The organism is Pseudomonas sp. S4_EA_1b, assembly GCF_016307435.1.
Taxonomy (GTDB): Bacteria; Pseudomonadota; Gammaproteobacteria; order Pseudomonadales; family Pseudomonadaceae; genus Aquipseudomonas; species Aquipseudomonas rhodesiae.
This window is the reverse complement of sequence record NZ_JAEILC010000111.1, coordinates 1-1,885: the sequence shown is the minus strand read 5'-3', so window position 1 is coordinate 1,885 and position 1,885 is coordinate 1. Positions and strand designations below refer to the sequence as shown.

Below are 1,885 nucleotides of genomic sequence, written 5' to 3'. Positions count from 1 at the left end.
TACACTGAGCTGAACGCGTTGGTTCTAAGTTGTTGATTCAACAAATTTCAGGCATCGGCATAGGGGACGGCCTTCATAGGCCGCTCCCCTGCCACACCACCCGGCATGCGGGTCCGCACCGGGCGGTTCGAGAGATTGAGGTTATGAGAGGCGCGCCAATCCCAGCCTGTCGAACCACGCAATATTCAGCACACGATTCAACTCAAAACGGCTATTACGCCACCAGCGATGAGAGTTACTGGCCACCCTCTGCGCCACCTGCTGGCTCGCCCCCAGTGTCCGCAGCTCTCGATAGATCGTAGGGCCACGCTTCCACTGCCTGAGCTGGATCGCTCTCAGTCGATGTCGTATCCATTCGTCCAGCTTGCGCCAGACTGCCGGTGTTTGCGACAACGTGAAGTAGGCTTTCCAGCCCAAAAGATAAGGCCGGAGATTATCTGCGACCTGTTGCAAGCTACGCCCGCAGGAGCGCCGGGTAAGCCAGCGGATACGCTGCTTGAACTGTTTCTGCGCCTTATAAGAGACCGCGCGCTTGACTTCACTTCGGGCTGACCACAACTCATAGCCCAGAAACTTGCGACCAAACGCGCTCGTCACTGCACTCTTGCTCTCGTTGACGCTCAAGTGCAGCTTTTCGTACAGCCGCCTCAGCAGGGCCATTACCCGCTGCCCCGCCTTCTGACTGCGCACATACACGTTCGCATCGTCGGCATAGCGCACGAAACAATGGCCTCGGCGTTCAAGCTCCCGATCCACTTCGTCCAGCAGCACGTTCGCCAACAACGGCGACAGTGGGCCGCCTTGCGGCGCCCCGCAGCGGCTTTTCTCGACCACGCCATTGATCAGCGTTCCCGCATCCAGATAGGCGCGAATCAGCCGGATAACCGCCTGATCCGTAATCCGTTTGCGCAAACGATCCATCAAGATGTCGTGATCGACCCGGTCGAAGAACTTCTCCAGATCAACATCCACCACCACTTTACGTCCTGAAGAGGCATAGCGCTGAGCCGCTAAAACGGCGTCCTGCGCACAGCGTCCCGGACGGAAGCCGTAGCTGTGTTCACTGAAGGTCGGATCGAGTAATGGCTGCAAGGCTTGCAGCAACGCTTGTTGGATCAAACGGTCGGTGACCGTTGGGATACCCAACTCGCGTTGACCGCCGTCAGGTTTGGGAATGACCACACGCCGTACCGGACTGGGCCGGTAGACTCCTGAAAGAAGCTGTTCACGAATCCCCGCCCATTGGGTCAGCAGGTACTCGGCCGTCTGATCAATATCCAGACCGTCGACTCCCGCTGCACCTTTGTTGGCCTTGACCCGTTTCCACGCCCGTTTCAGGTTTTCTCTCGCAAAGGCCCGTTCCAGCAGCCCTTGTCCTGCGTTATCGGGTTCATTTTGCGGGCGATTGACCTCGTCGCTGACAGGATTTCTCACGGTTTCACCGCTCGTTATCTCCGTCCGCCCCGCGTTTGGCAGGCATCTGACTTCCGGTCTTTCGCATCAACATGGCCTATGACGCTTTCTCTCGTTCGGCCCTTCGTCAAAAAAAAGACTACTACGGCCTCTGCTGACTTCTCGCTCCGACTCGCGCCGTCGCCCTTTCAGGCACAAGGCGAGATCTCCCCAGGTAAGAACGCAATCCTTCACCGCACAACCGCCGGATTTACGCTGCCTGACCCTTGACCACAAGAGCTTCGCGGTTTTATGCCCGCTCGCCCTGGTCGGCTTCGCCTTGTATCCGGTTCTTGTACATCGGCTCGCGGTTTCGATTCACGCTTCCTCCCCACACTCGGTCGCCCTCATGCAGTTGCGCTTCACTTCGTTCGCTGTGGTCAGCTTACGGCGGGACTTTCACCCACAAGATTGCGCCCATGCTGGGCGCACA

1 protein-coding gene is annotated in these 1,885 nt (G+C 58.2%); it reads right to left on the bottom strand.

Translation table 11 applies throughout. From position 1 onward, the window contains the following. Positions 1 to 141: 141 nt before the first annotated feature. Positions 142 to 1,434: a group II intron reverse transcriptase/maturase gene (gene ltrA / locus YA0848_RS29160; protein WP_017341082.1), complete on the bottom strand. Its 1,293-nt coding sequence runs from the start codon at positions 1,432 to 1,434 to the stop codon at positions 142 to 144. Positions 1,435 to 1,885: the final 451 nt, after the last annotated feature.